Below are 24,620 nucleotides of genomic sequence, written 5' to 3'. Positions count from 1 at the left end.
TCCATACGCACTCGTCGATCTGTCTGACTTTGGTGTGGATACGAAGGTTTGACGGTTACTGCGCTGGGGCAGACCGGCGGCGACGGCCGCTGAGCAGATAGATTGCTGCGCGGAGCTCCAGGAGCGGATCGGCTGAGGGCTCGATGCCATCGACGCGTGGGATGGGATCGAAGATGATGTGCTTCTGCTCCTGGGCGTCGTCGGCTACGAGGGCGGTTAGTTCGAGCGTGCCGAGCTCCAGCAGGGTTCGGGTTTCAGGCCAGTGAATGGTGGCGTCATCGACGATGTCTTCGGGATCGGCAAGCTGTACATGAATGCCGAAGCGGATAGAGCTATGAGCGATGCGTGCGGTGAGTTCATCGAAGAGATAATTTGCGGATTTGGCTGCGGCTGCTTCGGGGCTTAGATGATCTGCGCCCGCCTGGGGGACGATGCGATAGCGGCCGTAGCGTGCTGCTCCGTCGGCGTTGATGAAGTGCATGGCGGTAACGCCGAAAAATGCCTCATTGGCGAAGCTGGAGGGCGCGGGTTTGGGTGCCTGCACGAAGGCGAGCGCTGCGGGATGGGTGCCGAGGAACTGCTCAATGGGATTGGGGTGCGGCGAGTCGGGGCTGGTGGTGGCGATGGCACGTAAAAGCTCCAGAAACTCGGCGCCGGTGTGGGTTGGGAATCCGTCGGTGGAGTGGCTGACGATATCGGTGTGGACGCGCTCGGCGAGATGGAAGCGGGTGGCCATGCCGCGTGGGTCGGCGTTTGGATCGTTATCTGGAATTAAGGGGATGCCGGTCGAGTTGGAAAAGCGTACGGTGACGGGCGTCGACTCGCGATTGAGGTGGGGAGCGCGCGATAAGGATTTCGCTTCGGGCGTGGGCGTGGGCGTGAATTTGCCCGTCAGCAGAATTCCCTTGGCGTGGGCAGGGCGGAAGCCAGGATGTTCCCCGAAGAGGGTGTCGAACTGGTTCAGCAGATCCTGTGCGAGGGCCAGGAGCTTTTCGTCGGTAGGCAATGGCATGGTCGTTCTCCTCTGAGTCTGGATGGGAAGGCATGGTCAGCTTGCTGTCCTGAGGCTTCCCTGTCGAATAACTCTAGTCAAGAACGATTCGATTGTGGTGTGAAATTTGCAGCGCGGGCTGGAATACATTCGATTGGCTGGATCGAGCAGTTGATTAGATCCGTTAATTGGATCTGCTGATTGGATGATTCTCGGCTGGCTATTTATACGGCTTTGGGGGTTCAGTACGAATCTGGTTGCGAATAGCGGCTCGAAAGGGCAGACTTATCCGAAACAGAGACGAGGCACTCAGTGAACGGTACGGAGTCTGTCGAAGTAGAACCCCGCCATACAGGCGTCAAAGGCGAATCCCCCTCTTATTTCAAAGAAGCACTTGAAGATGCCGAGAGGCTGCTGAAGCATGCGGCCGAAACTGGAGTGGAGGTCGATGCCGATACACGGTCTGCGATTCTGCGAGCGAGGACTGAGTATCATCACGGCTTGACGGACGATACAGTCGCAAAACTATTGCTGGCTCTTACCGGGCTGGCGGCCAGGTTGAAGCCGGTGACTGCGGCGAGCCTATACGCGTGTCACTCCGATAGCCGCCCGACGATGCGCACCTACCTGGTATGGGCCGTTATTTTGTCGGCGGTGATTATTCCCGCTTCGATTTTGATGTTTATCACGTCGAATATCTCCGATGCGATTCGCACCGATATCACGACGGCCAATGCTTTGGTGGTGAAGTTGACTACAGAGCTTGGGCCTCCGGCACGAAGCGATGTGGGAACAAGTACTGAGATTGCAGATTTGCAGGAATATGCCTCTACGGTGCGATCGATTTATGCCCGCTCGCGGAGGTTGAACCGGTTTGTGATTCCCCATGTCGGGGTTCCTCCGCCTCTGAATGCAACGGGGTCGAATGAGATAGAACGAGCCGCGGACCTCAAAAAAAAGTTCGAGTTGCATATCCCTCTCGAAGATCTTGCAGCCGAGAGAGATAACATGACCCTGACTTATCAGGACGTGCGGTTTTTCGCTCAGAACATCATGAACGATACCGCGACGTTTTATGGGGCTTTGAACTCGTGTATTTTGCCGATTCTGTACGCGTTGCTGGGAACCTGCGCGTATCTGCTGCGAACATTCGAAGACCAGATGGGCAACCGGACATTTACGCCTTCTGCTGCAAACTCGGCCCGCTTTGTGATTGCCGCGATAGGTGGGACGGTGATTGGGCTCTTTGGAGGGTTCACGGCTCACGCCAACGCGTCTCCTTTGGCGCTGGCATTTCTGGTGGGATATGCGGTGGAGGTATTTTTCGCGTTTCTTGAGAGCCTGATCCGATCTTTTACGAGGACAACTCTTCCGGAAGCCAGTTCCCCAGGCATCATCCCGATAAAGCAGTAACTCCGAGTAGGAGTGGCAATTGCACTTTTCTATGAGAGTCGCACATGGTGCCGGTACAATTGGGCTGTTCCGCTACCTTATGTCTACCCGTTCCTGAATATGCTGGAGGAAGTTTTGATCGGTACAATTTATAAGTGTGAAATCTGCGCCCTGGAAAGCTCGGCGCCGATTCGATGGTTTGTCATTCACTGTAGTGACGCGAAGCTGGCGGTGTGCAAATGGACCGAGGAGCAGGCTGGGAAGCCCCATGCTCTCCACTTTTGCGGCGAAGCTCACGCACAGGTGTATATCAGCCGATGGTTTGAGTCGTTCTGCGGCTCGGCGGTGATGCTGGGCGGGAAGTAGTTTACTTCCGAAAAAGACTAAATTCTGTCTTTTATTCTTCAGCGAGCACGATATCGAGGAGGCCACGCAGGTTGGTGGCGCGAGCCTTGAGATGGGATGCTTCGACTACATCCAGTGAGTTTTTCAGTTTGGAGAGTTCTTCTTCGGCGCGGGTGAGTTCGTCGGCGAAGTTGAGCGCGGCCAGCACGGCTACGCGCAGGGAGTCGGCGGTGCGTCCGTGAGAAGCGACGGCGCGCATGCGGTCGTCGACGCGAGCGGCCAGGGCACGTACCTGGGCGAGATCCTGACCAGACAGGTGGTAAGCCTGGTCATAGATGTCGACGGTGACGTACGGAGTTTCGGCTTTCTCTTTCGTCATGAGGCCCTCTTAGAGTTCGAGTGCGTCGAGCTGGCCGAGTAGCCGCTCTACGCGCAGGCGAACCTGTTCCCGCTCGGAGCGGAGCGCGTCGATCTCCTGATTGAGCTGTTTGATCAATGGGCTTTGTTCCGAAATCTGGGCTTCGAGCTGAGCTTCGAGAGTAGTAGCGTGGGCTTCAGCGGCTACGGCGCGGGCTTCAGAGGCGGCGGCGCGCTCCTCGGCGGTGTTGCGCACGACGCGTTCACGGCGCACCAGATCGACGGCGCGGAGGACACGCTCTTCGAGGGCGGTGAAATCGTCGGCGGTGAACGGGAGGGCTGAGGCGTCGACGGCTGTCTCGGACGCTATCTCAGAAGAAACGGGCTCAGAGGCGACGTGCTCCGAGGCGATGAAATGGCTTTCCTGCCCGGCGGCATGTTCCGCAGTATGTTCGGCGGCAGGCTGAGAGGAAACTGGAATCTCCTGCTTAGGCTCTGCTGCCTGTAGAAGCGTGGCTTGCTGTGGCGCGATGTAGGGGGCTGCCTCTTCTGGTGCGTAAGAGTGAAGTGCGGGTTCTTCTTCCGCTTCGGCTGAAATTTCAGCGGGAAACTCTTCTTCTATCTCATCTTCGATGGCTTCGGGCTGTTCGAGGGGCTCGATTTCTTCTGCAGGCTCATCGAATTCCTGGTCCGGAAAGTGGATCGGTTCGTCGAACATGCTTTCCTGACTTTCGATCACGCCAGTGCGTGGCTCCATGGGCAATAATGCCATAATTTCCTCCGTGCGGGCCTGATGCGTCTCTTGCCTTTTCTCCTGGAAACAACGGAGCGGCACCCTGTGAGTATAAAACCGTTGGGTGAGGAAAACCGGTCAGCTACGCAGACGGGCTCCGGTGGTTGAAACTACCTCGACAACACGGGCGGAAAAGGCTTGCAGCTCTTCTTCGCGAAGTGTTCGGTCGGAGGCCTGAAAGGTGGCGCCGAGGAGCAGTGCGTATTCCTCGGAGATGCCCGGTTGCTTGGCGGGATGAAAGACTTCGCGGACTCGCCAGTCAATGAGTTCGGGCAGACCTGAGGCGGCGAGTGCGGCGTCCAATTCAGCCCACTGCGTGCGGGCTGGAACCACCAGCGAGAAGTCGCGGCGGACGGGTTGGAAGCGCGAGATTTCGCGGACGGACGGCTTGCGCAAGGGCAGACGGTAGAGGCGGTCGAGGTAGAGTTCGCCGACCAGGACGGTCTCTTTGAGCTTGCGTTCGGAGGCCAGACGCGGGTGAAGCTGGCCAAACCAGCCGACGGTGGTTCCCTCCACCACGGCGCGGGCGGCGCGGTAGGGATGGAGCCACTGCGGAGTGATACCGGATTCGGCTGGAAAGCTGTCGAAATAGACGGTCTTGGCCTGGAAGCGAGCCAGAAGCTGTTCGACGATGCCTTTGAGGTCGTAGAAGTCGAGGGCACGGGCGGCCTGGTGCGGGCCTTGTTGGGGCAGGCTGCCGGTGGCTCCGATAGAGATGGCCGGGCGCTCGTCTACTTTTTCTACGGTGCCTTTTTCCGTTGCTCCTGAAAAAACGGCACCTAGTTCAAAGAGGCGGACATCGCTGACGTCGCGATGGAGGTTGCCGCCGATCATGGTGATCATGCCGGGGATGAGTGAGGCGCGCATGACTCCGGCTTCTTCGCTGAGCGGGTTGCCGAGGGGGACGATCTGGCTGGGCTGGGGAGCGCAGAGAGCGGCGTCCGCGGCTGAGGTGAAGGTGCTGGAGATAGCTTCGTGGAAACCGGCGGCGAGGAGGGTGCGGCGGACGGCGGTTTCCTTATTGGCATGGGACAGTTCGAGGACTGCTCCGGCGAAGGATGGAAGCGTGTTGGCGAAGCGGTTATAGCCGTAGACACGCGCGACCTCTTCAATGAGATCGATCTCGCGGTCGAGGTCGAGGCGCCAGCTGGGGAGGGTGACCTGCCAGTGATTGGGGCGGGTTTCGACGAGTGAGCAACCGAGGGCATTCAGAACCTGCTCGACGATGGAGGCAGAGATGCCGTTCTGGTCGAGTGTTGTTCCCAGCAGGCGGTGGACCTCGCTTAGAGCCAGTTCGATGGACTTGCGATTGGCGGTTTTGGAGAGGATTGCGGGAACAGTTATATCCACCAGATCGCCGTCGATGTGGCCGCCGTTTTCAAGGATGATGGAGGAGACGATATCGGAGGCGAGGATGCAGGCGTTGATGTCCGCGCCGCGTTCGAAACGATGGGAGGCGTCGGTGTGCAATCCGTGGCGGCGTGCGGTGCGGCGGACGGCGACCTGACCGAACCAGGCGGCTTCGACAAGGATGTTGGTGGTGGCCGGGGTGATCATGGTTTCCCAACCGCCCATGACGCCTGCGAGTGCGAGCGGCTTGACGTGGTCGGCGACGATCAGGTCTTCGGGGTCGAGGGTGCGTTCGATGCCGTCGAGGGTCTTGAGCTTTTCGCCTTTGGCGGCGCGGCGGACGACGATGCCGCCCTCAATCTTGTCGAGGTCGAAGGCGTGGGTGGGTTGGCCCATGGCGAGCCACGCGAAGTTGGTGGCGTCTACGGCGTTGGAGATTTGCTTCTGTTCGAGAAGCTTGAAGAAGCGGTCGGCGAGCTTGCTGATTGGGCCGTCGGCTGCGCCGGTTTGAATCTTTACGTTGCGGAGGACTCGGGCGGTGAAACGGCCACATGCGTCCTGAGCTTCGATCCTGACTGAGAATGGACTGGCTGCCGGCTTAGATTGCGGCAGCGGGGCTGCGCCTGGCGGCAGAGTCAGGCCGTAAATAGCAGCCACTTCGCGGGCTACTCCGTAGTGGTTCATGGCATCGACGCGGTTGGTGGTGATGTCCATCTCGAAGAGGTGGCCGTTGGGCACACCGCTTGTTGCCCCGAGGCTGTGAATGCCCTCAACGGCGATGCCGCGCAGGGTAAGGTCTTCGGCGAGTTTGTGGTCGTCGACCGGGATGTCGGTAAGCAGGGCGCGGAGCCAGGTGGTTAGGATTTTCATGGGATTGCCTTTTAGCTAGTTAGCGCGCTGCGCGCATTGGCTGGTTAGCAAGATTTGTGGAGTTCGCATCAGTTCTGCAGAACGGCTAACAGCCCGTTTGTCAGTTTGGCTACTTCTGTGGACAGGCTGAGCAGATGGTCTGCATTTTCGGAATTCAGAAATTTTAGATCTTTTGCCAACTCGACCTGTGTCTGCATTTCGTAGACAGATCCTCTCGCAGCAGCCAGGAATTTTCGCAGGTCGGCATCAGCGAGACGTCCGTGGCCGTCTGCGATATTACTCGGCACAGAAACGGCGGAACGGCGGATTTGTTGCCGCAGGCCAAAGGTTTCAGAGGCTGGAAACTCTTCCGTTCGGGTGTAGGCTTCGCGTGCCAACTCCATCGCTTTTTGCCAGACGAGCAGATCACGGTAGTTCCTGGTTCTGCTCATGCGAATTGTTCCAGGAAGCGCATGTCTCCTGAGTAGAACTGGCCTATGTCGCTGACGCCGTATTTCATCATGGCGATGCGTTCTACGCCCATGCCGAAGGCGAAGCCGGAGATCTTCTTTGGGTCGTAGCCGGGCTGCTTTTCTGCGGCGAAGGCGAAGACTGCCGGGTCAACCATGCCGCAGCCCAGCAGCTCGATCCAGCCGGAGTGCTTGCACTTACGGCAGCCTTTGCCGCCGCAAAAGATGCAGGATATCTGGACATCGGCCGATGGCTCGGTGAAGGGGAAGAACGATGGGAAGAAACGCGTCTTGACGCTGGAGCCGAAGAGCGCCTTCATGGCGTGGTCGAGGGTGCCTTTGAGATCGCTGAAGGTGATGTTGGTGTCCACGCAGAGACCCTCAACCTGGTGAAAGACGGGCGAGTGGGTGGCGTCTGCTGCGTCGTTGCGGTGAACTTTGCCGGGGATTACGATGCGGATCGGAGGCGGCTGCTGCTCCATCGTCCGCATTTGAACGGGGGACGTGTGAGTGCGCAGGAGTAGGCGTTCGCGAAGGCTGCGGCGATCCTGATTGGCGATGACCAGCGTGTCCTGGGTATCGCGCGCGGGGTGGCCGGGCGGGAAGTTCATGGACTCGAAGTTGTAGTAGTCGGTTTCGACTTCAGGGCCGACGCCGACGGAGTAGCCCAGACCCGCGAAGATGCCGATCAACTCATTCATGGTGCGGGTGATGGGATGCTCCGCGCCGGTGAGACGGCGGGTGCCGGGGAGGGTGATGTCGATGGCTTCCGCAGCCAGGGCGGCGTCGGTTGGGCCTGCACCTGCGGCGGCTTCGAGGAGGCCTTCGACGAGGGTCTTGAGGGCGTTGAAGCGCTGGCCCAGTTCCCTTTTGGCATCAACCGGGGCGGACTTGAGCCACTGGTCGGATAGCTGCTTGAGGCGGCCCTGTTTGCGGCCCAGCCATTCGAGGCGGAAGTTTTCTACTGCTTCCGGCGAGGCCAGGGATGCTGCGGCCTGGCGGGCCTCTGCCTCAAGTTGGGCGAAGGATTGGTCGTAGTTGAGTTTTTCGTCGTTCATCATGCGCAATCAGCAGGATAAATCACTGCGTGGGGCGGATGCTTCTTCGAGTTGGGAAGAGGTTGCGATGGCTGTTTCCCGCACTACGAATGGTATGGCTCAAGAGAAAAAAGCAAAGGCCCGGAGGAATGCTCCGGGCCTTTGCTTTCAATTGCTTTCGAGCAGTGAAACTACTTTGCGGATTTTTCGGCTTCGAGAGCGGCTTTGGCTTGCTCTACGAGGCGTGTAAAACCGGGGGCATCCTGAACTGCGATGTCGGCGAGGATCTTGCGATCCAGCTCGATGCCGGCCTTTTTGAGGCCGTTGATCAACTGGGAATAGCTGAATTTGTTGAGCTTAGCTGCGGCCGAGATACGGACGATCCAGAGCGAGCGATATTGACGCTTTTTCTGGCGGCGACCTGTGTAGGCGAACTTGAGTCCGCGCTCGACGGCTTCCTGAGCGGCCTGATACAGCTTGGATTTCGTGAGGAAGTATCCACTGGCGCGCTTGAGAATCTTTTTACGGCGGTCAGACCGTTTAGTGCCACGTTTTACGCGAGGCATAGTGTTTGCTCCTTTTTTGCGTTACTGTGTTCGCGGCTGGAGGCAGGAGGCTTTGTTCCTGGCGGAACAAAACTTTGGAACCTCTTCACTCGCTTTTCTTACCTAAATCGAAAGCTTTGGCTTTCGGGGCTGCGCGACGCATTTGCGCTGGCCCGATCTGTTCGTCCCTTGCGGGACGGCAGCCTATCAGGCGTAGGGGATCATGCGGGCTACCTTATCGTAGTCAGCATCGGAGACGATCAGGCTCTTACCGAGCTTGCGCTTCGTCTTGGGAAGCTTGGACGTAAGGATGTGGCGCATCTTGGTCTGGTGGCGCTTGATCTTGCCAGAACCAGTCTTGGAGAAGCGCTTTGCAGCACCCGTGTGTGTCTTCAGTTTGGGCATGATTTTCTCGTCATTCCAGCAGGGTTGCCCCTGCAACTCGCTACGGACAGGGATCCCCCTGCGCGTAAAGCGGATTTACTGAGTATATCGCAAGCGGGGATTTACTGCTATTCGATGCGTGCCGGGTGAAAATCAGGGGGAGATTGGGGCGGGATTTGCCGGTCTTGTTTCTGCTTTGAAACAATAATTTCGTAATTACTTAACAGTAATCAAATTATTGCAATTTTGTAGAATTTCAGTAATTTACACAAAATTTTATTCAAATATTTCAGGTTGGCCCGTTGAGCAGGACCAGAGTTGTATCGCTTCCAGTGCAATCGTGCGCATAGTATAAATTCACACTGAAATCGTCTCCCCCAATGGATCGATTGTCGAGTTCAGGGCTTACTTGTGTCCCCGCATGGGAGATTTACATCCACCGAGACTGAAAGCCATTCGATCCTTTGGATCCAGCATCAGTACTTGCAACCAACAGGGAAGATTCGAACTGATGCGGCCACCTGTGCCAGGAATTTTTCATGAGAAGCGCGCACACGTGCGTTTGTTGGCGCTGAAAATTCGGGTATTGGTTTGGGTATTGCTGTATGGGGTGGCTGCGCCTGGTGCGATGCTCTGCCCTGTTGCTGCCGCTGGGCAGGTTCCAGAGATGCCTTCCATTGCGTCTGCTCCGACGGTTCATGCGCGACAGGCAAGCGGGGAAATCACGATTGATGGCAAATTGAATGAGCTGGCGTGGATCGATGCGGAGCCAATATTGCTTACCCAGCAATCTCCTCTTCCTGGCAAGCCGACTCCTTATTTAACAGAAGTGCGGGTGCTGGTTTCGGGCGATGCGTTGATTTTTGGCTTCAACTGCCATGATCCAAAACCATCGGCAATCAATACACACACGTTGACGAGGGATGGCGATCAGAGCGGGGACGATACTGTTTCCGTAGAGCTGGATTCGTTTGGGGACAAGCGGACAGCCTACTATTTCCAGATCAATGCGGCGGCTGGACGGGTGGATGGACTGGTGGCCGGGCCGGGGAATGTTTCGCTGGACTGGGACGGCATCTGGAATGCGCGGACATCGAAGACTGCGGATGGGTGGACGGCGGAGATCTGGATTCCGGCGCAGACGCTGGGGTTTGGCGGCAGGACTACGCATTGGGGTCTGCAGTTGGACCGGTCAATCACGCGTGATTTGACGGAGCTGCGCTGGGCTTCTCCGACACTGGATTCAGACCTCTTCGATATGAGCCGGGCGGGGGTGCTGGAGGTGATGACTCCGCTGAAGCAGGGGCATGGAATTGAGATTGCGCCTTATGCCCGCGGCGAGATGCTGCATAACTTTCTGGGGCCGGATCGCAACTGGCTTGGCGCAGGGGGTGGCGAGCTGACGTGGAGAATTACTCCGCAACTGGCGAGCGTGTTTACGGTCAATACCGATTTTGCCGAGACGGAGGTGGATTCGCGCCAAATCAATATCACTCCGTTTCCACTGTACTTTCCGGAGAAGCGGGAGTTTTTCCTGGAGGGCGCGAACCAATATGTCTTCGGGCTGGACCTGGGAACGACGTTTGTACCGTTTTTTAGCCGCAATATCGGCCTGCTGGATGGATATGACATTCCGTTGCGCGGAGGCGTGAAGCTGAATGGCCATGTTGGGCGGTGGAGCGTAGCGGGCCTGGATGTGGAGACGGGGAGCACGAACGTTCCGGAGATCGTGGTTTCGACATTGGGGCTGCCCTCGCAGCGGGTGGAGGCAACCAATCTTTTTGCCAGCCGAATTGCCTACGACGTGGACAAGCATCTTCGGGTGGGAACGATGATGACGCATGGCGATCCGGAAGCGCTGGTTTCAAACACGCTGGCGGGAGTGGATGCGATATGGCAGACTTCTACTTTTCTGAAGAAGCGCAGTTTACAACTGGGCGGATGGGCGGCGACGACGCAGGGGGATGTTCCGCTGGGGACCAGGCAGGCGTGGGGAGTTCGCTTCGATTATCCGAATGACCTGGTGAACTGTACGGCGGGAATGGGCCGCTTTGGGGATGGCTTCGAGCCGTTGCTGGGGTTTATTCCGAGGCCTCAGACGCATCAGACGGATGCTTCGTGTTCGTATCGCCCGCGCCCTTTGCCTTCCGGACCGTTTGGGGCGATTCGGCAGGCTTCGTATGACTTGGCCTTTAGCCGGATCACCGATACCAGCGGCAATTTGCAATCGCAGATCATCCGGTTCAAACCGGTGCATTTAACGATGAATTCCGGGGACTCCATTTTCCTGGGCGGATATACGGATCATGAGACGCTGACCACACCTTTTGCGATTGTTCCGAAGGTGAGTTATCCGGTGGGCTCTTTCGACTTTCAGCGCTATGGCATCTCGATTACGACCAGTCCGCAGAGGGTGCTTCAGTTTACGAACGATAGCTCTGTGGGTGGCTATTACAACGGGCACCTGTACCACCAGACGAATTCTCTGAACTGGACTCCGCTGCACGGGAAGGCTCAGTTTGGACTGGCAGCCGATAACTATTTCGGGCACACGCCGCAGGGGAATTTTGTGGAGAAGTTGTGGCAGTTCAATGGGGCGCTGTCGTGGAGTCCGGATCTCTCCCTGAGCACGTTTGTGCAGTACGACAATGTTTCTTTTGCCCTGAGCAGCAACACACGCATGCGCTGGACGTTCAAGCCAGGGGACGACTTTTATGTGATCTGGGATCGGACATGGATACGGGATGTGACGCATCCCGGTGCGAATCTGGATCCGGATGCGGAGTCGATTACGGCCAAGATTCAGTGGACTTTCCGATTGTAGAGGCTGGATGTATGCCCAGATCCCGGGGTTGAGATCTGGGCATACTCCGGGCATCCGCTCTCGTTATTTTTGCTCTTCGCCGAAGCCTTTTTGCAGGAACTGGACGATGTGCTGGCGGCCGTCGAAGCCGTGCCACGGTTCGGGGACGGGATAGCCGAAGATGCCGCGAGCCAGTGGGCCGTGGTCTTCGCGAGGATAAGTGACCATCTCCACGGGAACACCGGCCTGACGCAGTGCGCGGTACATTTCCTCCGATTGCCCCAGCGGGTCGGTTACGTCGGCTTCGCCCTGGAGGAGCAGGAAGGGCGTTTTCGCCTTGGATGCGCCGGAAAGCGGGCTCTGACGCCAGGCGTCCTCGACATGCTCCCAGGGCTTACCGAAGTACCAGCGGTCGTACCAGGAACCGCGTTCGGTGCCGTATTCGCTGAACTGATTGATTACGGGAGCGCCGGAGATGATGGCTTTGAAGCGATCGGTCTTGCCTTCGGTAAAGCCGGCCATCTCTCCGCCGTAGCTGTAGCCCATGAGCGCCATTTTGCTGGAGTCGATTGGGTAATTTTTCAGTACGGTGTCGACTCCGGTCATGATGTCGCGGAAGTCGGCTCCGCCCAGATCATTTTTGTTGGCGGCGGCGAATTTAACGCCGTAGCCGCTGGAGCCACGGGGATTGGGGCGCAGGATGGCCCATCCGTGGCCTACGAGGAAGCCGGTCCACTCTTCGTACCGATCTTCCCAGGTGCCGAGAGGGCCGCCGTGGACATCGACGATCAGAGGGACTTTTTTGTCGCCGGTGTCGGGCGGCAGGTAGAGCAGGCCTTCGATGGTGAGGCCTTCATTTTGCCAGTGGACGAGCTGCGATTTGACGGCGCGGAAGTGCTGGGCGGCGAGGTCGGGCGTGGAGAGGGTTTTGCAGTCGCCGCCGAGTGTCGCGGAGTAGCAGAGCGATTGCGGATGGTCGCTGCCCTCGGCCAGCCAGACCCAGCCGGTTTGTTTGCGGTTGGTGGCTAATCCGACGATAACCGGGGTAGCTTGCTGAATGGTTTCGGGAGCGGATTTGCCGTCCAGAGAGAGTTTTTTGACTGAGAGGCGAGTGCCTTCGGAGGTAGCAGCGAGAACTTTGCCGTTGGGCAGGAAGACTGGTTCTCCATAGCCGAGGCCTCCGATAAAGTCGGCCATGAGACGGCGGGGTTTGGCGACGCTTTCATCCACGGAGACGGCGAAAAGTTCTTCCACTCCGGGCGGCGCGTCTTCCGGGGTTTGTGCGCCGAAGACGATTTGCGTGCCGTCTTCGCTCCAGGCGAAGCCGCCGCGAATGGTGGCGGGGAGACTGGTCAGGGCGACTGGCTTGGCGTCTGATTTAGCGTCTGACTTATTCAGCGCGCTGGTTTGGACGAGCCAGGCTTTGGCGGCCGGTCCGAGGTCGCTGACTTCGTTCGGCTCCTCCGTGACTGCGATGAGACGATCGCTTTTGGGGGACCATGAGGCCTCCTGCACATCGGGGGCAACGGATACCAGCTTCAATGCTCCGTCTAAAGTGCCATCGGATTTGAAGGCTGCGAGGTAGAGGCGTTCGCCGTGGTGCTCGTGGTTGACCCAGACGGCATCGGCTTTGGCTTCTTTAGCCTTCTTTTCACCGGGTGTTTCCGGATCGGAGGCCCAGACGGCGAGCCAGTGATTGTCGGGCGAAACGGCGTATCCGCTTACGTTGATGGCGATGGGCTCAGGCTTGGTATCGGGTTTGGATTCTGGCTTGAGGAGTGGGGTCACATCCACTTTCGCTGGTGGGATCGCGTCTTTTTCTTTGGAGTCATCGACGGTGGGAACGACTTTCAGGTCGTAGGGCATGGCTTCGCCGCCGATGAAGGGAAGACGGAAGAGCTGTGTTGTTTCGCCGCGTTTGGCCAGGAAGAAGATGGCGCTGCCATCGGGAGCCCAGGTTGCGCCGCGTTCGCCGCGTTTGTCGGCTGCGGGAGAGTAGGTGAGCTGACGGGCTGGGCTGCCATCGACGGAGGCCAGCCAGATGTGGGTCTTGGCGCCGTCGGCTGTGGAATCCGTCAGAGAAAACAGGACGGACTTACCGTCTGGCGAGAGTTGCTGACCGCCGATGGCCCGGATGTGACGCAGATCTTCGCTGTTGGGAAAGCGTGGATTTTCGGCTTTTGAGAGGGGAGCCGATGAGATGCAGACGAGCAGGCATGCGCCAAGGCAGAAACGAGACAAGCTGGAGAATCGCTGATTCATTTGGCCAGAATACATGGGCAAAAACGGCTGTCCAAAAGAAAAACCGCCTCGATTGCCGAGGCGGCTTTGATTGTGCAGCTTTTGGGAATCAGACTTGCGGGGCTGCGGCGACTGCGACAGGTTCCTGCGGTGCTGCGGCCGGTGCCGGTGCCTGCTTTGGTGCAGCGGCCTGCTGTGGCGCGGCAACTGGCTTGGGCTTGGGCTGCTCCTGCTTTTTGGAGGGAGCGATGATGGCGTGCAGGATGGTGCCTTCCATGCGGGGCATGAATTCGACAATCCCTGCATCGCCGATGTCCTGAATGAGGCGGTTGATCTTGGAGTATCCCAATTCCCGGTGAGCCATCTGGCGACCACGGAAACGCAGACTGGCCTTGACCTTATCGCCTTCGTTGAGGAATCGAATGGCCTGATTCTTCTTGGTCTGATAGTCGTGTTCGTCGAGGGTGACGGAGAATTTTACTTCCTTGACGACGATGACTTTCTGCTTCTTGCGGGCAGCGCTTTCGCTCTTGTCTTTTTCGTAGAGGAAGCGGCCGTAATCCTGAATGCGGCAGACGGGAGGGATAGCGTTGGGCGAGACTTCGACCAGATCGAGGCCGCGCTCGCGGGCAATCTTCAACGCCTCGAACGGCGGAAGGATACCCATCTGTTCCCCATTTTCGTCAATGACGCGAATTTCGCGTGCGCGGATTCTTTCGTTGATGCGGATAAATGATTTTGCTGAACGTTTGTCGAGTGCGATGGTGCTCCTCCGTGTTGTGGCCGCGTCGTTACTCGAACGCAGGCTTGCGCTCCAAGTATATCACTGGTTAGATGCAGGCTGCTGTGCGGAAGGATTGCGGATTTATTGATGCTTCCAGTGATTGTTCTTCCTGCAGGGCCGAGGCGAGGATTGCCGCGATGGAGATTTGCGCCAGTTCCCTGTCCACGGCTTTGTCTGCGCGCTTGTAAACGTCGCCGAGGACACGGCGTACATCTTTGCCGACCGCGCAGGCGGGGTGGGGCTGGTTGCGGTGCATTTTGGCGGATTCACCTTCGGAGACAGCTTGCCGAACGCGGTCGAGCGTCAGTTGATCCGAAGGGAGAGTCAACATCCAGCCACCGCCGCCTGCCGACTTGGATGTGACCAATCCAGCGCGGCGCAGGTTGGCGAGCAGGCGGCGAATGACTACGGGATTGGTGCCGATGCTGATGGCGAGAAATTCGGAGGTCTGGCGCTCGCCGGGCGTGGATGCCAGCAGGGAGAGAACGTGGACCGCGATGGAAAATTTGGAATTCATTGGATATTTGCCGTACTGGCTATAGATTCACGGACAGGGTTGCGGTCTCAGAGTATTTGTATTTCCGATTTATTCGTAACTTTTATTGCGACGAATTACTCATTGCAACGATCTAGGGTGTAGCGGCATATATTGCCCAGGAGATATACACATGCAAATCGCCCTTTATGGAGCTACCGGTAATGCTGGCAGCCGCATTCTTACTGAACTTCTCTCACGCGGCCACCAGGTAACGGCAATCGTTCGGGATCCGTCGAAATTGACACCACAGGCAGAACTGACCGTTGTCCAGGGAGATCTGGATTCGACTGCCGGCGTGGTCGCGAGGATCAAGGGCGCGGATGCTGTGGTGAGCGCGTATGGTCCTCCGGCGGCGGATACGGACAAATTGCTTACGGTTACGCAGATCCTGATTGATGCGGTGAAAGAGGCTGGGAAGGCACGGTTGCTGATTGTGGGCGGGGCGGGAACGCTGGAGGTTGCGCCGGGGGTAACGGTCATCGAGAGCGGCCATTTGCCGGCAGAGTGGATGCCGATCGCTGTTTCTCATGCAAAGGTGCTGGAGATGGCGAGGAAGTCGGATATCAACTGGACGTATTTCAGTCCTGCCGGTTTCTTTGTGCCGGGAGAGCGGACGGGGAAATTTCGGCTGGGTAAGGATGCGCTGATTGCAAATGAGAAGGGCGACAGCCGGATTTCGCTGGAGGATTATGCGATTGCTCTTGTGGATGAGTTAGAGAAGCCACAGCATGAGCGGGAGCGATTCACGATCGGATATTGAAGTATTGCTGGGTAAAGCAGAAAAGCCGGATGGGGATATTTCTCATCCGGCTTTTGCATTTACATCGCTTTGAGCAGGGTGGCGAGGCGATTGAAGCCTTCGGTGCGGGCTTTTTGGTTTGCGGGGGTGGCGTCGGGGGCTTCGCCTGCGCGCATGAATCCGTGGCCTGCGCCTTCGAAGCTTACTGGCTCATATTTTTTGCCAGCGGCTTTCATGGCTTCAGTTGTGCCGGGGACGGTGGCTCCGATGCGGGCGTCGTTGCCTGCGTAGAAACCGTAGACGGGGGCGGTGATGGACGGGATTGCCGACGCGTCGGGACCGGGGCCGTAGAAGACGAATGCTGCGCTCAGATCTTTGCGATGCGTGGCGAAGGCGAAGGAGTTTCCGCCGCCCCAGCAGAAGCCTACTACGGCGAGTTTGCCGTTGGATGCGGGGAGTTTTTTCGCGTAATCGGCGGTGGCGTTCAAGTCGGCGGTGACGGTGTCGGGATTCAGACCGGAGACGGCTTTGACGGTTGCGTCCTGATCGGGGAAGGCGCTGCTGCCACCGCCGTTTGGACCGAGGCCGGAGAGCAGGTCGGGGGCGATGGCGATGTAGCCTGCTGCGGCGAGTTCGTCGGTCATTTCACGGGCCCAGTCGCTGAGGCCGAAGATTTCGTGGATGACGAGGACGACGGGAGCCTTTTCCTTGACCTCAGGGTAGGCGATGAAGGCCTGTACGGTGCGGTTGCCGTACTTGATGGATACCCATTCGCGATGACGCGGAGATTTATTTAGATTGGCCTTGGCCCAGTCCTGCGCGTGGAGTACGGAGGAACTCGATGCCATAAGTGTAATTGCAAAAAGCGCAACGATAGTGCGAAGCAATATAGGTCGTACAACTCGTAGTGTCATGGCGAGGATTCTAGTTCACCCGCCATGCTGCGGCCAATACAAGAAATGTCATTTTCTTGTCGCGGTTTTTACTGGGGCAAAACGTCGTGGATTGCTGCCCCGCTATTTGGGATAGCCGCGTGATAATCCTCGCCGAGCAAGGCGGCTAGTGTAGCGGCTACTTCGCTTTCTGTGACTGGAGTTGTGCTCTTGCGCTCGCCGAGTGGCTTGGTGTCGGGGCCGATCCAGGCCATCCATGTCTGGCTGGATTCGGGGATGTCCTGACCGTGGTCGGTCCACTTGGCGCCGTTGCCGCGGCCGTGATCGGGGAGCACTACCAATGTCGTTTTGTCCTTGTACTCGGGCATGGATTGAACGAGGTTCCAGAGCGCGGCGAGGTAGGCGTCGGAGCGATTCGCGGAATTAAGATACTCGGCGTAGCTTGCGGCGTGGGCCCAGTCGTCTGTCTCACCGAGGCCGATGAAGAGAACGCGAGGCTTGGCGTACTTCACGTATTCGAGCGCCGTATAAAACATGGGCGGGTCGAAGACTTCGTCGGGCCAGATGCGGACGCCTTCTGTTTTGAGATGGTTGAGAAGCGTCAACTCGGGTGTGGCGGGCATGTCGGTAAAGGCGTCATAGCTGGCGTTGACGGGGAATCCGCAACGGGCTTTGTTAAAGATGCCGTTGAAGTCTTCCCATGCTCCGAAGGCGGCTACGTGACCGTGGAAAGCTGCCTTTTTGTTGAGCCATTCAAAGACGGTCACGTTGGGATTAGGGATGTTGTCGTTGGAGTTGATCCTGGGATCGCCTGAGCCGGTGAGGGTTTCGTTGTAGCCGGGGTAGGAGAAGTTGAAGCCGTTGGTAACGTGCGAGTCGGAGCCAAGGTCGCGGTTGCCAAAGAGTTGCCCGTGGGCTGCGATCTCGTTCCAGAGAAAAGGCATGAGTGCGGTACGGCTCTCAGACTGGGACGAGCGGGCGAAAAGTTTTTCAGCATAAGCGGCGCGTTCTTTGCCAGCGGGAAGACCGGCGGGCCCTACCGTTTTGATCAACTCCGGGTCTACACCTTTAAAAACTTCCTGCCAGCGCATTCCATCGATTATGACGACGATAACGTTCTGTGTCTTGCGGGCGGCGGCGGCCTGAGCTGCGGCGTTCGGCGCGATAGTGAGGGTTGCAGAAGCGATCGTAAGGATTGAGACGGAGATCTGCCGGAGACCTTGCCAGAAATTCTTTTGGATCATGCTACTAGATTGCCACAGGCAGATTGGTCTCGGATGAATGTCTTTCACTTATCAGGATTCCGGCGGGATTGATTGCCGTGATATCAACATTTACAAGCTGGTTTGCAGGCAGCGATTGAGCCAGTTCCACGGGGAGATAGTTGTCTGTGAGGGCGCTGGTTCTACCCTTTGCGGCCAGGTCTGGCGCGGTGTTAAGCGTAATTGCGGGCAGGGTGCGGCCGATGAGATTTGCGCGGAAGCTGTGCATCTTGCTGGCTGCGAGTGCTCGAAGAATCGCCATTCGTTCATCGACGATTTGCGGGGCGACGGGGCTTTCGCGGTGGAGATCCCAGCCGCGGGTGCCGGGACGGGGCGAGAACGGGAAGAGATGCAGGTAGGTGAAGGGCAGTTCGGCGATCAGGTCATGGGTTTCGCGGAACTCGGCGTCAGTTTCGCCGGGGAAGCCGACCATTACATCGGCGCCGACTGCGAGTTCGGGCCCGGCTGCATCGACCAGTGCGGAGACCTTTTCAGCGTAATGCCAGGGGCGGTAGCGGCGGTGCATTCTGCGCAGAACGGCGTCGGAGCCGGATTGCAGCGGGAGATGCGCGTGGCGGGCGATGCGGCCGGGCGCGTTCTCATTGCTGAATTGGATCAATTCAATCAGCTCCGGGGTCCAGTCCATGGGCTCGATGGAGCTTAGGCGGAGCCTGGGAAGGGATGTTTCGCTGAGGATGGTTTGGATGAGCGATGCCAGTGATTGCGATGGATGGAGGTCGCGTCCCCAGCGGCCAAGATTGATGCCGGAGATGACCAGTTCTTTGCCATCGGCAGCGACGAATCCGCGGACCTGGGCGAGGATTTTGTCTGCCGAGAGGCTGCGCGATGAGCCGCGTGTGGTGGGGATTATGCAGAAGGTGCAGCGGTTGCTGCATCCCTCTTGAATTTTGAGGTTGGGCCGGGTCTGTGCGCCTGGCAGCACCTGTGCGTCTTCTATGTAGGAATGGGCGAAGCTATCGTCGGCCCAGATTTGCGCGGTGCTTTTGGAGAGCAGGCCTTCGGGAGAGATGAGTTGAGGCGCTGGGGGGTTCGTTGAGGTGAGCTGTCGCACAATCTCGGGAACGAGGCCCTTGTGGCTGTTGCCGACGACTGCGGAGACGCCGTCGAGAGCGGCTATTTCTGCTGGTGCGCGCTGGGCGTAGCAGCCGGTAACGACAACTCTTGCATGGGGATTGAGGCGCTTTGCCTTGCGGATGAAGGCCCGGGCATCGCGATCTGCTTCGGCGGTAACGCTGCAGGTGTTGATTACCACGACGTCGGCATCGGGGAGGGCCAGTTCGGCGAGGCCCTCGGCTCGCAGGCGGGTGCTGACGGCTTCGCCATCGGCGCGGGCGGCGCGGCATCCGAAGTTTTCAACGTAAAAGCTGGCCATGTCCTTATAAGGATAACAACGGGTGAGATTCGGGCGCGGGCTGGGCTTCGCGAAGGCTGATTCGGCGGCGCAAAATCCGGAAAATCTATAATAGAAAAGACTGCTCAAACGGCTCTACCTGCTCAGCCAGTGCAACCTGTTCAATCGCCAACTTGATTCTTCTGGACCGATCCGGACATCCAATTTGGGTAAGCGAAAGTAATGATGACTCCCTCTAACGTATTGTCTGCGTCTGGTTCCGATTCTGCCGTGGCGATGTCTTCTGCCGGGGTGGTGGCAGAGCCATCGTCGCAGCGATCGGCGACGCTGCGCATTCTTCCCTATGTGTTTTTTACATTTACGTGCTACCTGGCGATCGGCGTTCAGCTCGCGATTCTGCCGTCGTATGTACATCTCAACCTGGGATTCAGCACGGTGCTTGCCGGGCTGATCATCAGCATGGAGTATGTCGCAACCGTAGTGACGCGACCGCAGGCGGGGCGCATGGCAGATCGGCTGGGAGCCAAACGCACTGTGCTCTACGGCCTGGTGACATGCGGAGTCAGTGGCGTATTCACCCTGCTGGCCGCATTTTGCCTGCACCTGCCGCTGCTTGGGTTTTCGCTGCTGGTGATCGGGAGGCTGCTGCTGGGAGCTAGCGAAAGCATGACTTCGACGGGCGCTACGATGTGGGGAATTTTACGTGTGGGCACGGAGCACACGGCTATTGTGATTAGCTGGAACGGCATTTGCACCTACGGCGCGCTGGCGCTTGGGGCTCCGCTGGGCGTGTACCTTGAAAAACTGCTGGGATTCTGGTCGATTGGTATTTTTGTCATTCTGCTGGGAGTTTTGCCCATAGCGCTAGGGTTGCGGCTGCCCCGGGTACCCGTGACGCATGGGGAGAAGCTGCCGTTCCATCACGTGTTTGGGAAGGTTGCGCCATACGGATTAGGGCTGGCGCTGGGCAGTGTTGGTTTTGGCGTGCTGGCGACATTTATCACGCTCGACTTTGCTCATCGGCAGTGGTCGGGAGCGGCGTTTGCGCTCACGCTGTTTGGCGCGTTGTTTGTTTTTGCACGCCTGTTGTTTGCGAATGCGATCAACAAAATGGGCGGATTCACTGTCGCTTCTGCATGCCTTTTTGTGGAATCGCTGGGACTGCTGTTGCTGTGGCTGACGCACTCCGAGGGATTGGCTTTTGCGGGTGCGGCATTGACCGGGTTTGGGTTTTCGCTGGTCTTTCCGGCGCTGGGTGTCGAGGCGGTGCGGCATATTTCGCCGCAGGATAAGGGCTCGGCACTGGGTGCTTATGCCGTGTTCATGGACTTTGCGCTGATGGTCATTGGACCGGCTGCGGGTGCGATCATTGGCGGATTCGGTTATCCGCCGATTTATCTTTTTGCAGCGCTGGCGGTGCTGATGGGGCTGGGGCTTACGCAGTGGCTGGCAACTCGCGAACGGCGCCTGCGCGGAATTCCTGCGTAAGTGCTCTTTTGATTCAGGCCCGGCGCAGCGTGATGTGGGTGATCTCCGGTGGGCAATTGAATCGGAATGGTAATCCGACGGTGCCGATACCGCGATTTACATAGAGCTGCATAGTTCCCAGTTGAAAATGCCCTTCTACATATTTTTGCCCCATCGGAGGCAGGTTAAAGGCCGGGGTCAATGGTATGCGAACCTGGCCGCCGTGGGTATGTCCGCTCAGGGTGAGGTCGATAGAGCGACCCACGGGATGGCGCAGAATGTGGTCTATGTAGTCCGGGCCGTGGCACATCAGGATGACGGGCTCGTTGGGCACATTGCGGATCGAAGCAGGGATGGCGGATTCAGCATTGGCATGGCCGGCCAATGGATCATCGAGACCTGCCAGCCAGATGCGATCCCCGTTCCGTTCGAGAGGCAGATGCGTGTTGTTCAACACGGGAATACCGCTGGCGGTGAGGGCCTCGGTGACCTCGTCCGTACCGACGATGACATCGTGATTGCCGAGGATGGAGTAGCGCTGCGGGCAGGTTAGTTCTTTGAGGATACCGGCGCACTGCCACGCGGCACCGATTGCAAAACTGGCTGCTCGCTCGTTGGCGCTGACGTAGTCTCCGGTGAGAAGGACGATGTCCGGCTGGAGCGCGTTGATGCGCTGCACGACATGGCGCAGAAAAAATGGCTCGGTGAACTCGTCCATGTGGATATCGCTGAGCTGGACGATACGCACGCCTTCAAAGGCGGGCGGAAGACCGCGCAGGGCGATGTCAATGTGCTTCAGATCGATCCAATGACGTTCGACCTCGCCAGAGTAAAGGGCGAGTCCGGCCACAGCGAGAGCGCTGGTCTTGAGAAAGCGGCGACGCGTGGTGGATCGCCGCATCGGTGGAACAACAGACGCCATGACCTATCGTAGCGAATTCTGCGCGATTTCTCTGATCGGATCGCGAGCTATCCTGTCGCCAGCTATTCCGTCGCAAGCTATTCTGCCCGGAGAGCCTGCATTGGATCAAGCCTGGAGGCACGCCATGCGGGCAGTACGCAGGCTAGTCCTGCTACGAACAAGAGTGCGACGGTCACGATGAGGAAGACTGCCGGGTCGAGTGGCTGCGTTTCATAGAGCATGGAGCGGATGAGGCGCACGGTTCCGGCGCTCGCTATGAGGCCGAGAAGGAGACCGAAGATTGCGGGCTTGAGTCCATCGAGCAGCATCAGTCGAAGCACTTGCGTGCGTTGTGCTCCGAGCGCGATGCGAATGCCGATTTCGCTGGTGCGCTGCGCTACGAGGTAGGACAGAACTCCGAAGAGGCCGACACCGGCAAGCACGAGAGACAGAGCAGCGAATGCCAGCAGGAGAGTGGCGCTGAAGCTCTGATCGTGGGTGGAATCGCCTAGTAGCTGCTCCATTGTCAACACATCGGAGACGGGCATATCACGGTCCAGTTCCTGCACAATTCTCTGTATCGGTGTAGCCAGCATCGCTACATCCCGATTGGAGCGAATCACCAACGATCCGCGATTGGAGAGACCGGCGTACAGAGAAAAATACTGCATCGGGACTGGCTCGGTGGCGATGCTGTAACGGGTATCTCCGACTATGCCGACGATGGTGAAGAGATGGCCGTCGAGAGTGATCAGGTGCTTGTTGAGCGGGTCTTCATTGGGGAGATAGCGGTCGGCGAATAGTTTGCTTATGACGACTTCGTTTGCGAGGTTGAGCCGTTTGCTCGGATCGAGGCCGTGCCCGCGCAGGAGAGGAATTCCGATGGCGGCAAAGTAGCCGGGATCGACTGAGCGGTCGATGGCAAATAGCCCTCTGCCGATTGGCAGAGGTGGATGCTCAACCACCTTGAATCCCGTGTCTCCCCAGTAGCCCTGGCCTGGAACCGCATCTGCAAAGCCTGCCGCGGTCACTCCCGAGAGTGCGCGGACGCGATCCAGCAGACGAATGTAGAAGTTCACCTGCTGGGCCGGGTCCTGGTAGCGTGCTCCGAAAAGACTGAGGCGCATGGTGAGCACATTTTGCGTGATGCAGCCCACGTCGGCGGAGCGTATGCGCTGGTAGCTCTTGAGGAGAAGACCGGCGGTCACCAGCAATACAACGGTCAGACCGACCTGCAAGGCGAGCAATGTCCGGCGCAATGAGGCGCGTCCCTGGCCGGTGCTCGACCCTCTAGCCGACTCTTGCAGCGAGCCCAGCAATTGCTGATCTTTAATGCTCGTTGAGGAGATCAACCCGGCGAAGACTGCGCACAGGGCGATCAGACCTGCGGTGAATAGAGCTACAACGCCATCGATATGGACTGCTTCGATACGCGCCATGTCCTGCCGGGTGCTGACCAGCCAGGCTACTGCTCCGTATGCGAGCAACAACCCGCATGCGCCGCCTGCCGCCGTCAGCACAAAGCTCTCCACGAGCCGCTCGCGCAGCAGACGCAGGCGGCCTCCACCTAAAGCTGTGCGGATTGCCAGCTCCTTGCTGCGTGAGGCTGCGCGCGCAACGAGCAGGTTTGCCACGTTCAGGCAGGCGATCAGGAGTACGCAGCTTGTGGCGGCAAGCAGCACGTATAGAGGCTTCCTGATATCTCCGACGATGTCTTCCAGCAGAGGCCGGATATTCGCGCCGAGGCTCACGAAGGGATCGTCCATGTGCTGGTTGTGCACACGCCGCGTCAGGACTGAGAGTTCGGACCGGCCTTGTTCTGCGGTGAATCCCGGACGAAGCCGTCCTATTACCTGGAACTGGTGATTGTCCAGGACCAGCATCGCCGCCTCTGGATTGTCGTGATAGATGGGCGTCCATAGCTGAGTGGAGGTATCCGGATAGGAGAACCAGGCGGGGAGAATTCCTATGACCGTGTATGCGCGGGTATTCAGATAGATGGTCTGGTTCAGGATCGCGGGATCGCCTCCGAAGCGCCGCTTCCATAGTCCCCAACTGAGCAGCACGGTGCCATTGGCTGGAGATGTGTCATCTTCGGCGGTGAAGTCTCGCCCCAGCGCAGGTTGGATTCCGAGAACGTGAAGCGTGTTCCAGCTCCAGTTGGCGCCCTGTATCTGCTCTGGCAACTGGCTGCCCGCTCCGGGTTTGCCTAATCCGGAGAGATTCATCTCAGCGCTGCCGACGATCGCCAGGTCTGCGAAGCTGCGGTTTTGCTTCTTCCACTCTGCGTATATGCCGCCGGCTACGGGATGATTGGGGGAGTCGCTTGCTCCGGCTTCGGAGATCATCATCAGCCGATCCGGGTCTTCAAACGGCAACGGCTTCAACAGGACGGAGCGCACCACGGTGAAGAGCGCTACGTTTGCGCCGATTCCGAGCGCCATCACCAGGACCGCAATGACGGTAAATCCCGGGGAACGGGCCAAGGTTCTGACGGCATATTTCAAGTCGCGTAGAAGGCTGTCGGCTGCGGAAAGGGTATTCTGCTGCCAGAGCCCCTCGCGCACCTGCTGAGGATTGCCGAGCTTCACATAGGCTCGACGCCGGGCCTCTTCGCGGGACATGCCGCGGGCGAGGTTTTCATCCATCTCTTCGGCCAGATAGGATTCCATCTCCTGCACCAGCTCTGCATCGGCCTGACTGCGGCGAAAGAATCTCTTCCAGCTCATAGGTCATTCTCCCCGGCGAGTGTCTTCTCGCCCATGACGTATTCGCCCATGACCAGCCCGATCGCGCGGGCCATCTGGCGCCAGCGGTTTGTCTCATGAATCAACTGTTTGCGACCGGTTTCGGTCAGGCGGTAAAACTTGGCTTTGCGGTTGTTTTCGCTCAGGCCCCAGTAGGACGATAGCCAGCCGCGATCTTCGAGCCGGTGGAGAGCGGGATAGAGCGAGCCCTGCTCTACTTCAAGAACATCTTCGGAGGTGTGCTCTATTACTTTAGCGATGGTGTGTCCGTGGGCGTCTCCGGTGACGAGGGTGCGCAGGATCATCATGTCCAGGGTGCCTTTCAGCATGTCGGCACTTGTCTCTTCTCTCTTTTTCACG

At 58.3% G+C, this 24,620-nt stretch carries 22 protein-coding genes; 5 read left to right on the top strand and 17 right to left on the bottom strand.

Annotation, left to right across the window (positions count from 1 at the left end; translation table 11 throughout):
- Positions 1–55: 55 nt before the first annotated feature.
- Positions 56–1,012: a catalase family peroxidase gene (locus OHL19_RS15990; protein ID WP_263358721.1), complete on the bottom strand. Its 957-nt coding sequence runs from the start codon at positions 1,010–1,012 to the stop codon at positions 56–58.
- 291 nt (positions 1,013–1,303) lie between these two features.
- Here OHL19_RS15990 and OHL19_RS15985 point away from each other — a divergent pair, with 291 nt between their 5' ends.
- Both OHL19_RS15985 and OHL19_RS15980 read left to right on the top strand, forming a co-directional pair.
- Positions 1,304–2,404 carry a hypothetical protein gene (locus tag OHL19_RS15985; RefSeq protein WP_263358720.1) on the top strand — a complete coding sequence of 367 codons (1,101 nt, stop codon included), beginning with the start codon at positions 1,304–1,306 and terminating at the stop codon, positions 2,402–2,404.
- 114 nt (positions 2,405–2,518) lie between these two features.
- A complete protein-coding gene (locus tag OHL19_RS15980) occupies positions 2,519–2,749 on the top strand; it encodes a hypothetical protein (RefSeq protein WP_263358719.1) in 231 nt (76 codons plus the stop codon).
- Positions 2,750–2,780: 31 nt separating this feature from the next.
- Here the strand turns inward: OHL19_RS15980 and OHL19_RS15975 are convergent, their stop codons facing one another.
- The 7 genes from OHL19_RS15975 to rpmI all read right to left on the bottom strand — a co-directional run bounded on the left by OHL19_RS15975 (position 2,781) and on the right by rpmI (position 8,534).
- Entirely contained in the window at positions 2,781–3,107 is a 327-nt protein-coding gene (locus tag OHL19_RS15975) for a cell division protein ZapA (RefSeq protein WP_263358718.1), read from the bottom strand.
- A gap of 9 nt (positions 3,108–3,116) precedes the next feature.
- Entirely contained in the window at positions 3,117–3,857 is a 741-nt protein-coding gene (locus OHL19_RS15970) for a hypothetical protein (protein ID WP_263358717.1), read from the bottom strand.
- 99 nt (positions 3,858–3,956) lie between these two features.
- Positions 3,957–6,098, bottom strand: a complete 2,142-nt coding sequence (gene pheT, locus OHL19_RS15965; RefSeq protein ID WP_263358716.1) for a phenylalanine--tRNA ligase subunit beta — start codon at positions 6,096–6,098, stop codon at positions 3,957–3,959.
- A gap of 68 nt (positions 6,099–6,166) precedes the next feature.
- Positions 6,167–6,529: a four helix bundle protein gene (locus OHL19_RS15960; protein ID WP_263358715.1), complete on the bottom strand. Its 363-nt coding sequence runs from the start codon at positions 6,527–6,529 to the stop codon at positions 6,167–6,169.
- Complete coding sequence (gene pheS, locus OHL19_RS15955) at positions 6,526–7,608, bottom strand: phenylalanine--tRNA ligase subunit alpha (RefSeq protein WP_263358714.1); 1,083 nt, start codon at positions 7,606–7,608, stop codon at positions 6,526–6,528. Before pheS ends, OHL19_RS15960 begins: the two co-directional genes overlap by 4 nt.
- Positions 7,609–7,775: 167 nt before the next feature.
- Positions 7,776–8,150 carry a 50S ribosomal protein L20 gene (gene rplT, locus OHL19_RS15950; protein WP_263358713.1) on the bottom strand — a complete coding sequence of 125 codons (375 nt, stop codon included), beginning with the start codon at positions 8,148–8,150 and terminating at the stop codon, positions 7,776–7,778.
- 186 nt (positions 8,151–8,336) lie between these two features.
- Complete coding sequence (gene rpmI, locus OHL19_RS15945; RefSeq protein WP_263358712.1) at positions 8,337–8,534, bottom strand: 50S ribosomal protein L35; 198 nt, start codon at positions 8,532–8,534, stop codon at positions 8,337–8,339.
- A 490-nt stretch (positions 8,535–9,024) separates the two neighbouring features.
- Here rpmI and OHL19_RS15940 point away from each other — a divergent pair, with 490 nt between their 5' ends.
- On the top strand, positions 9,025–11,337 hold the full coding sequence (locus OHL19_RS15940) for a carbohydrate binding family 9 domain-containing protein (protein ID WP_263358711.1): 2,313 nt from the start codon (positions 9,025–9,027) through the stop codon (positions 11,335–11,337).
- Positions 11,338–11,400: 63 nt separating this feature from the next.
- On the opposite strand, the gene OHL19_RS15935 is transcribed toward OHL19_RS15940, so the two are convergent.
- The 3 genes from OHL19_RS15935 to OHL19_RS15925 all read right to left on the bottom strand — a co-directional run bounded on the left by OHL19_RS15935 (position 11,401) and on the right by OHL19_RS15925 (position 14,858).
- On the bottom strand, positions 11,401–13,578 hold the full coding sequence (locus OHL19_RS15935) for a S9 family peptidase (protein WP_263358710.1): 2,178 nt from the start codon (positions 13,576–13,578) through the stop codon (positions 11,401–11,403).
- An 88-nt stretch (positions 13,579–13,666) separates the two neighbouring features.
- A complete protein-coding gene (infC, locus tag OHL19_RS15930; RefSeq protein ID WP_263358944.1) occupies positions 13,667–14,281 on the bottom strand; it encodes a translation initiation factor IF-3 in 615 nt (204 codons plus the stop codon).
- A 106-nt stretch (positions 14,282–14,387) separates the two neighbouring features.
- Positions 14,388–14,858 carry an Rrf2 family transcriptional regulator gene (locus OHL19_RS15925; RefSeq protein ID WP_263358709.1) on the bottom strand — a complete coding sequence of 157 codons (471 nt, stop codon included), beginning with the start codon at positions 14,856–14,858 and terminating at the stop codon, positions 14,388–14,390.
- Between the two features lie 151 nt (positions 14,859–15,009).
- Between OHL19_RS15925 and OHL19_RS15920 the strand changes: the two genes are divergently transcribed.
- Positions 15,010–15,639, top strand: a complete 630-nt coding sequence (locus tag OHL19_RS15920) for an NAD(P)-dependent oxidoreductase (protein ID WP_263358708.1) — start codon at positions 15,010–15,012, stop codon at positions 15,637–15,639.
- Between the two features lie 59 nt (positions 15,640–15,698).
- On the opposite strand, the gene OHL19_RS15915 is transcribed toward OHL19_RS15920, so the two are convergent.
- The 3 genes from OHL19_RS15915 to mtaB form a co-directional block, all read right to left on the bottom strand.
- Entirely contained in the window at positions 15,699–16,466 is a 768-nt protein-coding gene (locus tag OHL19_RS15915) for a dienelactone hydrolase family protein (protein ID WP_263358707.1), read from the bottom strand.
- A gap of 134 nt (positions 16,467–16,600) precedes the next feature.
- Entirely contained in the window at positions 16,601–17,755 is a 1,155-nt protein-coding gene (locus OHL19_RS15910) for an alkaline phosphatase family protein (RefSeq protein WP_263358706.1), read from the bottom strand.
- 4 nt (positions 17,756–17,759) lie between these two features.
- Entirely contained in the window at positions 17,760–19,166 is a 1,407-nt protein-coding gene (mtaB, locus tag OHL19_RS15905; protein ID WP_263358705.1) for a tRNA (N(6)-L-threonylcarbamoyladenosine(37)-C(2))-methylthiotransferase MtaB, read from the bottom strand.
- Positions 19,167–19,367: 201 nt separating this feature from the next.
- On the opposite strand from mtaB, the gene OHL19_RS15900 reads away from it, so the two are divergent.
- Positions 19,368–20,633 carry an MFS transporter gene (locus OHL19_RS15900; RefSeq protein WP_263358704.1) on the top strand — a complete coding sequence of 422 codons (1,266 nt, stop codon included), beginning with the start codon at positions 19,368–19,370 and terminating at the stop codon, positions 20,631–20,633.
- Positions 20,634–20,646: 13 nt separating this feature from the next.
- Here the strand turns inward: OHL19_RS15900 and OHL19_RS15895 are convergent, their stop codons facing one another.
- The 3 genes from OHL19_RS15895 to OHL19_RS15885 all read right to left on the bottom strand — a co-directional run bounded on the left by OHL19_RS15895 (position 20,647) and on the right by OHL19_RS15885 (position 24,589).
- Positions 20,647–21,534: a metallophosphoesterase gene (locus OHL19_RS15895; RefSeq protein ID WP_263358703.1), complete on the bottom strand. Its 888-nt coding sequence runs from the start codon at positions 21,532–21,534 to the stop codon at positions 20,647–20,649.
- A gap of 77 nt (positions 21,535–21,611) precedes the next feature.
- A complete protein-coding gene (locus OHL19_RS15890; protein WP_263358702.1) occupies positions 21,612–24,242 on the bottom strand; it encodes an ABC transporter permease in 2,631 nt (876 codons plus the stop codon).
- Positions 24,239–24,589, bottom strand: a complete 351-nt coding sequence (locus OHL19_RS15885; protein ID WP_263358943.1) for a PadR family transcriptional regulator — start codon at positions 24,587–24,589, stop codon at positions 24,239–24,241. The genes OHL19_RS15890 and OHL19_RS15885 overlap by 4 nt, the downstream gene beginning before the upstream one ends.
- Positions 24,590–24,620 lie beyond the last annotated feature (31 nt).

It is taken from the genome of Acidicapsa ligni, from assembly GCF_025685655.1.
GTDB lineage: Bacteria > Acidobacteriota > Terriglobia > Terriglobales > Acidobacteriaceae > Acidicapsa > Acidicapsa ligni.
The sequence above is the reverse complement of the archived record's forward strand: the minus strand, read 5'-3'. Positions and strand labels throughout refer to the sequence as shown.

What these genes read in the sequence shown, in the direction of transcription:
- OHL19_RS15975 (WP_263358718.1), bottom strand. Translation starts at nt 3,107, where the DNA reads ATGACGAAAGAGAAAGCCGAAACTCCGTACGTCACCGTCGACATCTAT.
- OHL19_RS15915 (WP_263358707.1), bottom strand. Translation starts at nt 16,466, where the DNA reads ATGGCATCGAGTTCCTCCGTACTCCACGCGCAGGACTGGGCCAAGGCC.
- rplT (WP_263358713.1), bottom strand. Translation starts at nt 8,150, where the DNA reads ATGCCTCGCGTAAAACGTGGCACTAAACGGTCTGACCGCCGTAAAAAG.
- OHL19_RS15900 (WP_263358704.1), top strand. Translation starts at nt 19,368, where the DNA reads ATGATGACTCCCTCTAACGTATTGTCTGCGTCTGGTTCCGATTCTGCC.
- OHL19_RS15990 (WP_263358721.1), bottom strand. Translation starts at nt 1,012, where the DNA reads ATGCCATTGCCTACCGACGAAAAGCTCCTGGCCCTCGCACAGGATCTG.
- pheT (WP_263358716.1), bottom strand. Translation starts at nt 6,098, where the DNA reads ATGAAAATCCTAACCACCTGGCTCCGCGCCCTGCTTACCGACATCCCG.
- OHL19_RS15895 (WP_263358703.1), bottom strand. Translation starts at nt 21,534, where the DNA reads ATGGCGTCTGTTGTTCCACCGATGCGGCGATCCACCACGCGTCGCCGC.
- OHL19_RS15925 (WP_263358709.1), bottom strand. Translation starts at nt 14,858, where the DNA reads ATGAATTCCAAATTTTCCATCGCGGTCCACGTTCTCTCCCTGCTGGCA.
- rpmI (WP_263358712.1), bottom strand. Translation starts at nt 8,534, where the DNA reads ATGCCCAAACTGAAGACACACACGGGTGCTGCAAAGCGCTTCTCCAAG.
- OHL19_RS15890 (WP_263358702.1), bottom strand. Translation starts at nt 24,242, where the DNA reads ATGAGCTGGAAGAGATTCTTTCGCCGCAGTCAGGCCGATGCAGAGCTG.
- OHL19_RS15940 (WP_263358711.1), top strand. Translation starts at nt 9,025, where the DNA reads ATGCGGCCACCTGTGCCAGGAATTTTTCATGAGAAGCGCGCACACGTG.
- OHL19_RS15910 (WP_263358706.1), bottom strand. Translation starts at nt 17,755, where the DNA reads ATGATCCAAAAGAATTTCTGGCAAGGTCTCCGGCAGATCTCCGTCTCA.
- pheS (WP_263358714.1), bottom strand. Translation starts at nt 7,608, where the DNA reads ATGATGAACGACGAAAAACTCAACTACGACCAATCCTTCGCCCAACTT.
- OHL19_RS15920 (WP_263358708.1), top strand. Translation starts at nt 15,010, where the DNA reads ATGCAAATCGCCCTTTATGGAGCTACCGGTAATGCTGGCAGCCGCATT.
- OHL19_RS15885 (WP_263358943.1), bottom strand. Translation starts at nt 24,589, where the DNA reads ATGCTGAAAGGCACCCTGGACATGATGATCCTGCGCACCCTCGTCACC.
- OHL19_RS15970 (WP_263358717.1), bottom strand. Translation starts at nt 3,857, where the DNA reads ATGGCATTATTGCCCATGGAGCCACGCACTGGCGTGATCGAAAGTCAG.
- OHL19_RS15960 (WP_263358715.1), bottom strand. Translation starts at nt 6,529, where the DNA reads ATGAGCAGAACCAGGAACTACCGTGATCTGCTCGTCTGGCAAAAAGCG.
- OHL19_RS15935 (WP_263358710.1), bottom strand. Translation starts at nt 13,578, where the DNA reads ATGAATCAGCGATTCTCCAGCTTGTCTCGTTTCTGCCTTGGCGCATGC.
- mtaB (WP_263358705.1), bottom strand. Translation starts at nt 19,166, where the DNA reads ATGGCCAGCTTTTACGTTGAAAACTTCGGATGCCGCGCCGCCCGCGCC.